Annotated in this window: 6 protein-coding genes and 1 pseudogene; 4 read left to right on the forward strand and 3 right to left on the reverse strand. The window is 60.6% G+C overall.

All coding sequences use genetic code 11. The features are described 5' to 3' along the window. The 3 genes and pseudogenes from Q7U49_RS06780 to Q7U49_RS06790 all read right to left on the reverse strand — a co-directional run. Complete coding sequence (locus Q7U49_RS06780) at positions 1 to 765, reverse strand: type III pantothenate kinase (protein WP_304763375.1); 765 nt, start codon at positions 763 to 765, stop codon at positions 1 to 3. A gap of 10 nt (positions 766 to 775) precedes the next feature. Further along, a complete protein-coding gene (locus Q7U49_RS06785) occupies positions 776 to 1,213 on the reverse strand; it encodes a rhodanese-like domain-containing protein (protein WP_304763386.1) in 438 nt (145 codons plus the stop codon). A gap of 174 nt (positions 1,214 to 1,387) precedes the next feature. Continuing rightward, positions 1,388 to 1,888 (reverse strand): annotated as a pseudogene (locus tag Q7U49_RS06790) (MBL fold metallo-hydrolase); the annotation flags it as partial. Between the two features lie 262 nt (positions 1,889 to 2,150). On the opposite strand from Q7U49_RS06790, the gene Q7U49_RS06795 reads away from it, so the two are divergent. The 4 genes from Q7U49_RS06795 to icmF form a co-directional block, all read left to right on the forward strand. Further along, on the forward strand, positions 2,151 to 3,284 hold the full coding sequence (locus tag Q7U49_RS06795) for a TRAP transporter substrate-binding protein (RefSeq protein ID WP_304763377.1): 1,134 nt from the start codon (positions 2,151 to 2,153) through the stop codon (positions 3,282 to 3,284). Between the two features lie 72 nt (positions 3,285 to 3,356). Further along, positions 3,357 to 3,983, forward strand: coding sequence for a TRAP transporter small permease subunit (locus Q7U49_RS06800; RefSeq protein WP_304763379.1), 627 nt, complete (start codon positions 3,357 to 3,359; stop codon positions 3,981 to 3,983). Next, positions 3,980 to 5,935: a TRAP transporter large permease subunit gene (locus Q7U49_RS06805; RefSeq protein ID WP_304763380.1), complete on the forward strand. Its 1,956-nt coding sequence runs from the start codon at positions 3,980 to 3,982 to the stop codon at positions 5,933 to 5,935. The genes Q7U49_RS06800 and Q7U49_RS06805 overlap by 4 nt, the downstream gene beginning before the upstream one ends. A gap of 156 nt (positions 5,936 to 6,091) precedes the next feature. Then, positions 6,092 to 9,009: fused isobutyryl-CoA mutase/GTPase IcmF (gene icmF, locus Q7U49_RS06810; protein WP_304763382.1), on the forward strand; the 2,918-nt coding region annotated here is incomplete at its 3' end.

Below are 9,009 nucleotides of genomic sequence, written 5' to 3' on the forward strand. Positions count from 1 at the left end.
TCAACCAAACCGGTGCGCCGCCAACTCCAGCAGGCCGTCAAACAGCAGGTTGTCCACCAGTTCAAAGGGCACCGACATGCTGGGCGCCATTTTCCAGCCGGCGCCGCCGGTCATGATGCAACGCGGCTCGGTGCCGCAGTGCTGGCGCAGGTGCTGCACCATGCGCTCGACCGCGCCGGCAATGGCGTAGGTGCCGCCGCTGGTCAGGGCGTCGCTGGTGTTGGTGGGAAATTCGCACACATTGCCAGTGGGCACATGCAGGCCGGCGGTGCCGGATTCCAGCGCTCGAAGCATGATGCCGTGGCCGGGCAAAATCAGCCCGCCCAAAAATTTGCCTTGCGTGTCGATGGCGTCCACGGTGACTGCGGTGCCCACCATCACCACCACCAGTGGGCGCGCCGGGCCCTGTGCCAGGCTGCGGTGCCAGGCCCCGATCATGGCCACCCAGCGGTCGGCACCCAGGCGTGCCGGGTAGTCGTAGCCGTTGCTCAGGCCGGCCTCATGGCTGCTGGCCACCACCCAGTTGGCGGACACGTCCCACAGTTCCATCTGTTCTTCGACCCGGCGCTTGATGGCGTCGCCCGCCACGGTGCAGCCCAGCATGCGCGCCGGATGTGGCAGACCAACCCAGTCGCCGCTGGCCAGGCGGTCAATGTTTTCCAGGAACTCGACACCTTGCGCCAATAAGGGTGCGTTGCGCTGCGGTGCGGTGTGCAGCGCCCACTTCAAGCGGGTGTTGCCGATATCAATGGCCAAAAATGTCATGGTCGCATTATCAGCTCTGGCGCCACGGCAGACCGCTCAAACGCCAGCCGCCCAGGTGGCCGCGCTGGGCGTGGCCGTCGGGATCGCCCTCAAAACCTTCCAGAATGTTGTAAGCCTCCAGCCCAAGCTCGGTGGCGCGTTTGGCGGCGGCAATCGAGCGCACGCCGCTGCGGCACAGCAGCGCCACTTTTTTGCCGGTTGGCACGGCAGCCAGCAGCTCGGCATCGAAGTTGGGGTTGTTCACCATGCCGGGCCACTGTTTCCAGGTCACCGCCGGGGCATCGGGCACAAAGCCCACCCAGGCACGTTCGGCATCCGAGCGCACATCGACCACCACGCCTTCGCCGCTCTGTACCCAGCGCCAGGCCAGGGCGCCGCTGATGTCGCCTGCGTAGCCAGGGGCAGCCTGTACCTGCAGGCTGTTGGACGCATGCGCATCATGGCGCAGGCCGCCGTGCAGGTTGGCGGGCACGGCCTCATGGATGCGTTTGGGCGGCGGCAGGTGCAGCGCGTCCATGGTGGCTACAAATTCAGCCTCGGTCTTGCCGGCCACCCGGGCGTTATTGGCTTTTTCAAAACCAATGTTCGAGCTGGTTTTGCCCTGGTAATCATGGCCGGGCCAGACCGTGGTGTCGTCGGGCAGTTTGAACAGCACCTGGGTCAGACTGTGAAACATGGCCTTGGCGCTGCCGCTTTGAAAGTCGGTGCGGCCACAGCCATTGATCAGCAGCGTGTCGCCGGTGAAAACATGTTGGCGCCAGACAAAACACATGCTGCCGGCGGTGTGGCCAGGGGTGTGCAGGGCGCGCATCTGCTCGGCACCAAAGCTCAGCGTGTCGCCGTCGTCGAGCTGCACCGCCGCGGTGCTGATGCCGCAACCGGCGGGCGCTGCTGTTTTGGCACCGGCCAACTCGGCCAGCTGCCCGGCACTGGTGATGTGGTCGGCATGGGCATGGGTTTCCAGTGCCCAGACCAGTTTCAAGCCGTAATCGCGCAGCACCTGCAGGTCGCGTTCAAGCTGCGTGTCCACCGGGTCGATGATGATGGCGTCACGCGTGGTGGTATCAAACAACACGTAGGTGTAGGTGCTGGAGGCAGTGTCAAAGAGTTGGATCGGGTTCATGGCGTGTGGTGGTCAAATTGGATGTGGCACCTTGGCAGGCAGATGGAAGTTGAACTGTAACTGCTAGCCGCCAGGCAGCGTTCAATGCCGCAGGCTATCGTCGGCTTGCGCGCAGGAGCGCCAACAGCTTGTCATACAAGTTAAAAAAGTAAAAAGTCTTTTGTGATGGTAATTTCTCGTGTGAGTGAAAACCCTTATGTCTTGTCATGCCATCTGTGCTGAAAATAAGACCGTAATTATTTAAACACAACAGGAGACTTCCTTGACCGATAGCAAAACCCCCCGTCGTCGCAGCCTGCTCAAAGGTGCTGCCGTAGCCGCAGGTGCCTTGTCGGCACCCATGATTGCAAAAGCCCAGACCGGCCCCATCTCCATGCGTTGGCAGAGCACCTGGCCATCCAAGGATATTTTTCACGAATACGCGCTCGATTACGCCAAAAAAGTCAATGACATGACCGGCGGCGAGCTCAAGATCGAGGTCTTGCCCGCAGGTTCTGTGGTGCCGGCTTTTGGCCTGCTGGAAGCGGTGTCCAAGGGCACGCTGGACGGCGGTCATGGCGTGCTGGGCTACCACTATGGCAAACAAAATGCGCTGGCGCTGTGGAGCTCCGGCCCGGCCTTCGGTATGGACGCTAACATGATCCTGGCCTGGCACAAATACGGCGGTGGTGCCGAACTGCTGGCCAAGCTGTACGCCTCCATTGGTGGCAATGTGCAGTCTTTCCTGTATGGTCCCATGGCCACCCAGCCGTTGGGCTGGTTCAAGAAGCCCATCACCAAGGCTTCTGATTTCAAGGGCCTCAAGTTCCGCACCAACGGCTTGGCCATTGACCTGTTTACCGCCATGGGCGCGGCAGTGAATGCGTTGCCCGGCGGCGAAATCGTGCCAGCCATGGACCGCGGCTTGCTTGACGGCGCCGAGTTCAACAATGCGTCTTCGGACCGCTTGCTGGGTTTCCCCGATGTGTCCAAGGTCTGCATGCTGCAAAGCTACCACCAGAGCGCCGAGACCTTCGAGATCATGTTCAACAAGACCAAGTACGACGCGCTGCCCGGCAAGATGAAAGCCATCATTGCCGGTGCCACCGAAGCCGCGTCGGCCGACATGTCCTGGAAAGCGATTGACCGCTATTCCAAGGACTACGTCGAGCTGCAAGCCAAGGACAATGTCAAGTTTTACAAGACACCCGACTCAGTGCTGCAAGAGCAGCTCAAGCTGTGGGACGACATCATCGCCAAGAAGTCGGCTGAAAACGCCATCTTCAAGGAAGTGCTTGCCTCGCAGAAAGCGTTCGCCTCGCGCGCCGTGAAGTGGGACCAGGACACCTATGTCAACCGCCGCATGGCTGCCGGTCATTACTTTGGAGGCAAACAGGCGCCAGCTAAAAAAGCCTGATTGACCCCCTGATCCGTTGTCAGCCATTCGGATTGCAATCCGAATGGCTGATCTATTTAAGAAAGCCTGGTAATGCAAAAATTACTTCTTGCGGTTGACAAGATCAGCACCGTGGCTGGTCAACTGTTCTCGTGGCTCATCGTTGCGCTCACTGCCTTGATCTCTTGGGAGGTCTTTTCGCGTTACGCGCTGGACAACCCGCACCCCTGGGCGTTTGACGTCATGAGCATGTTGTACGGCAGCTTGTTCATGATGGCAGGTGCCTACACCTTGTCCAAGAACGGCCATGTGCGCGGCGACGTGCTGTATGGCTTTTTCCCGCCCCGGCTTCAGGCCGGGCTTGACTTGGCGCTTTATTTTTTGTTCTTTGTTCCCGGTGTGGTGGCGCTGGCATGGGCTGGCTACAACTTCGCCGCCGAGTCCTGGGCCATCAACGAGCATTCCAACATCACGGCCGACGGCCCGCCGGTCTACCCTTTCAAAGCCATCATCCCGATTGCCGGTGCCATTTTGCTGGCGCAGGGGCTGGTTGAAATTGTGCGCTGCATCGTTTGCCTGAAAGAAGGCGAATGGCCGTCTCGCGGCGACGATGTGGCCGAGGTCGACATCGAAAAACTGAAAGAACAGGTGCATGTGAAAGACGAAGATATTGCCAAGCTGGATGAATTCGTGACCAAGCCCAAGTGGAGTCAAAAGTGAGAAAAGAAGTCTGGTTTGGGCTGACGATCATGACCATGGTCGTGTTGGCCGCGTTTATTTTGTTGCCGTCGCCATCGGAAATGACCAATGGTCATTTGGGTCTGCTGATGCTGGCGCTGGTGGTGGTGGCCATCATGCTGGGGTTCCCCACTGCGTTTACCTTGATGGGCATGGGTATGATGTTTGCCTGGATTGCCTACCGAAGTCAGAACCCCGGTTTGGCGGTGCAGCAGACCCTTGACCTGATGGTGCAACGCACCTATTCGGTGATGTCCAATGATGTGCTGATCTCGATCCCGTTGTTTGTCTTCATGGGCTACCTGATCGAGCGCGCCAATTTGATCGAAAAGCTCTTCAAGAGCATGCACCTCGCCACCGCGCGGCTGCCCGGCTCGCTGGCCGTGGCCACCATCATCACTTGCGCCATCTTTGCCACGGCCACCGGCATTGTCGGCGCGGTGGTGACCTTGATGGGTCTGCTGGCCCTGCCGGCCATGTTGCGCGCCGGTTACAGTGTGCAAATTTCTGCAGGCGCCATCACGGCCGGCGGCTGTCTGGGTATCCTGATCCCGCCATCGGTGATGTTGATTGTGTACGGTGCCACCGCCGGGGTGTCAGTGGTCAAGCTCTACGCCGGGGCCTTTTTCCCTGGCCTGATGCTGGCGGGTTTGTACATTCTCTACGTCGTGATTCTGGCCAAGTTCAAGCCCCATCTTGCGCCACCCATGTCGGCCGAAGACCGCATGGTGCCCTTGCCACCCGCGACGCAAATCATTGCGACCAGCATCAGCAAAAACGTTTTGTCGGGTTTGTTGGGTGCCATCAAAGGCAAGCGCAACGCCGATGTGCCGCTTTCCGTCCTGCTGCGCGAACTCTTGATTGGCTTGCTGCCGCTGATCGCAGTGGCGCTGGTCATGGGCGCCATCTATCTCAAGGTCACGGCGCCGCTGCCGGCGATGGCGTCCGATGAGGTGGTGGAAATGGGCGGTTCCTCGTTTGCCAGCGGCACCGCAGACGCCGAGGAAAGCGACGGGCTGGCAGAGCCTGAACCGGATGCTGAAACGCTTGAAGAAGCCGGTGCAGCAGCAGATCTGGCTCCCCCGCCTGCTCAGGAAACGGTTGCCGCAGCCACCACGACCGAGGCATCCGCTGCAGTGGCGGCGGTGGCGGTTGACCCGGCCGAAGCTCGGGAACGGCGCTCTGCGCCAAGCAGTTTCTGGGTTGCGCTGGCCAGCTGCGCCGTGGCCCTGACCCTCTTTTATGCCTACTTCAGCTTTGTCCGGCTGGAGATCTTCAAGATGCTGTTGGGCTCGTTTTTCCCGCTGGCCTTGATGATCATGGCGGTGCTCGGCTCCATTGTGTTTGGCTTGGCAACGCCGACTGAAGCCGCCGCCATGGGCTCCTTGGGCGGTCTGTTGTTGGCGGCTGCTTACCGGCGGCTCAACATGACGGTGATGCGGGAGTCGGTCTACCTTACGGCCAAGACCAGTGCCATGGTGTGCTGGCTGTTTGTCGGCTCCAGCATTTTCTCGGCGGCATTTGCCTTGCTGGGCGGTCAGGAGTTGATCAATGAATGGGTGCTCGGCATGGACCTGACGCCGGTGCAGTTCATGATCCTGGCGCAGGTGGTCATTTTCTTGCTGGGCTGGCCGCTGGAATGGACCGAGATCATCGTGATTTTCATGCCGATCTTCATCCCGCTGTTGCCGCACTTCAACATTGATCCGCTGTTTTTTGGCCTGCTGGTGGCGCTGAATCTTCAAACTGCTTTCCTGAGCCCGCCGGTGGCCATGGCCGCCTTCTACCTGAAAGGGGTGAGCCCGCCGCATGTCACGCTGAATCAGATTTTTGCCGGCATGTTGCCCTTTATGGCCATCCAGGTGGTTGCCATCTTCCTGCTGTACCAGTTCCCTGCCATCGGCATGTGGTTGCCACAGGTGCTTTACAAATAAGCGGATGGCAAGGGTGTGAAGTTGAAAAGGGGCGCAGTGCGCCCCTTTTGTTTGGGAATCCGCTAAGATTGACGTTTACGTCAACGTCAAGTCAGCATTTGCCAGTCTGATCGCTGCTTTTCAACTTAAATAATGAGCCATCTGGAGACACCCACCATGACCGACCTGTCCGCCGACTTCAAGGCCCTGGCCACTTACCGACCTGTCAACAAGGTGCGCTTTGTCACTGCCGCCAGTCTGTTTGACGGCCACGACGCCGCCATCAACATCATGCGCCGCATTCTGCAAAGCATGGGCGCCGAGGTCATCCACCTGGGGCACAACCGCAGTGTGGACGAGGTGGTCACAGCCGCGCTGCAGGAAGACGCCCAGGGCATTGCCATGAGCTCCTACCAGGGCGGCCATGTGGAGTATTTCAAGTACATGGTCGATCTGCTCAAAAGCCGGGGCGGCGCGCACATCCAGGTCTTTGGCGGCGGTGGTGGTGTGATTGTGCCCAGCGAAATCAGGGAACTGATGGGCTACGGTGTGGCGCGCATCTACAGCCCGGAAGACGGCCAGCGCATGGGTCTGGCCGGCATGATTGGTGACATGGTCAAGCGCTGCGACCAGGACTTGACGCAATACGCGCCCAAAACCATCGAGGCCATTCAGGGCCACACTGAAATGAGCTGGCGTGCGCTGGCGCAGCTCATCACCGGGCTGGAGAACGAGGCTGCGGCAGGCCAGACCAAGCCCGCACTTTCCAAGAAATTTCAGGCGCTGACCCAGGACATCAAGGCACTCGCCGCCACCAAAAAAATCCCGGTGCTGGGCATTACCGGCACCGGTGGCGCGGGCAAGTCCAGCCTCACCGACGAGTTGATCCGCCGCTTGCGACTGGACCAGAACGATGCGCTGCGCGTGGCGGTGATTTCCATCGACCCCAGCCGCCGCAAAAGCGGCGGCGCACTGCTGGGCGACCGCATCCGCATGAACGCCATCAATCCCTGGCGTCTGGGTCCGCGTGTCTTCATGCGCAGTCTGGCCACGCGTGACTTCGGCTCGGAGATTAGCGCCGCGCTGCCCGACGTGATTGCCGCCTGCAAGGTGGCCGGCTTCGATCTGGTGGTCGTCGAGACCTCGGGCATAGGCCAGGGCGACGCGGCCATCGTGCCGCATGTGGACGTGCCCATGTACGTCATGACACCCGAATTCGGCGCCGCCAGCCAGCTGGAAAAAATCGACATGCTCGACTTTGCCGAGTTTGTCGTCATCAACAAGTTCGACCGCAAAGGCGCCAGTGATGCGCTGCGTGATGTGTCCAAACAGGTGCAGCGCAACAAGGAAGCCTGGGCCACGCCGATGGAGCAGATGCCGGTGTTTGGCACCATGGCGGCACGTTTCAACGACGACGGTGTCACTGCGCTTTACCAGGCACTGAAAGTGCGCCTGGCCGAGCTTGGCCTGCCGGTGACCGATGGCAGCCTGCCCAAGGTGGACGTGCGTCACAGCACCAACCAGACTCCGGTGCTGCCCGCCGCGCGCACCCGTTACCTGGCCGAAATCAGTGACACCGTGCGCGGCTACAAGGCGCGGGCCCGCGCTCAAGCCCGGTTGGCGCGGGAGATCCAGCAGTTGCAAGCCACCGCACAGATGCTGCTGGCCGCCGACCCGGGCAAGGACGGCAGCGCCAAACCGGGTGCCTACGGCACGGTCATGGCATTGGCCCAGACCCGAAGCGAGCGCCAGGACCCCGCCGCCGCCAAGTTGCTGGCGCAGTGGCCGGCCATGCAAGCGGCCTACGCCGGTGACGAATACGTGGTCAAGATCCGCGACAAGGAGTTGCGCACTGCGTTGACTAGCAAGTCCTTGAGCGGTACCACCATCCGCAAGGTTTGCCTGCCCCAATACGAGGACCACGGTGAAATCCTCAAGTGGCTGATGCTCGACAACGTGCCCGGCAGCTACCCTTACACCGCCGGCACCTTCGCCTTCAAGCGCGAGGGCGAAGACCCGACCCGCATGTTCGCCGGCGAAGGCGACCCGTTTCGCACCAACAAGCGCTTCAAGCTGCTCAGCTCCGGCATGGCGGCCAAACGCCTGAGCACCGCGTTTGACTCGGTCACGCTCTACGGCAACGACCCCGACCCGCGCCCGGACATCTACGGCAAGGTCGGCAATTCGGGCGTGAGCATTGCCACCATCGACGACCTGAAAGTGCTCTACGGCGGCTTTGATTTGTGCTCGCCCAACACCAGCGTGTCCATGACCATCAACGGCCCGGCGCCCAGCATTTTGGCCATGTTCATGAATGCCGCCATTGACCAGAACCTGGAAAAGTTCGCCGCAGACAACGGACGCGAGCCCACCGACACCGAAGCGCAAAAAATCCGCGAATGGGTGCTGGCCAACGTGCGCGGCACGGTGCAGGCCGATATCCTGAAAGAAGACCAGGGCCAGAACACCTGCATTTTCAGCACCGAATTCAGCCTCAAGGTGATGGGCGACATTGCCAGCTACTTTGTGCACCACAACGTGCGCAATTTCTACAGCGTGTCCATTTCCGGCTACCACATTGCCGAAGCCGGCGCCAACCCCATCAGTCAGCTGGCCTTCACGCTGAGCAATGGCTTCACCTTTGTCGAAGCCTATCTGGCGCGCGGCATGCACATCGACGACTTTGCGCCGAACCTGAGCTTCTTCTTCAGCAACGGCATGGACCCCGAGTACACCGTGATGGGCCGGGTCGCGCGGCGCATCTGGGCCGTGGCCATGAAGGACAAATACGGCGCCAACGAACGCAGCCAGAAGCTCAAATACCACATCCAGACCAGCGGCCGCAGCCTGCATGCGCAGGAAATCCAGTTCAACGACATCCGCACCACGCTGCAGGCCTTGATTGCGATTTACGACAACTGCAACAGCCTGCACACCAACGCGTTTGACGAAGCCATCACCACCCCCACCGAAGACTCGGTGCGCCGCGCCATGGCGATCCAGCTCATCATCAACCGCGAGTGGGGCCTGGCCAAGAACGAGAACCCCTCACAGGGTGCCTTTGTCATCGAGGAATTGACCGAACTGGTCGAAGA

Source organism: Rhodoferax sp. (genome assembly GCF_030653815.1).
In the GTDB taxonomy this organism is placed as follows: Bacteria; Pseudomonadota; Gammaproteobacteria; order Burkholderiales; family Burkholderiaceae_C; genus Rhodoferax.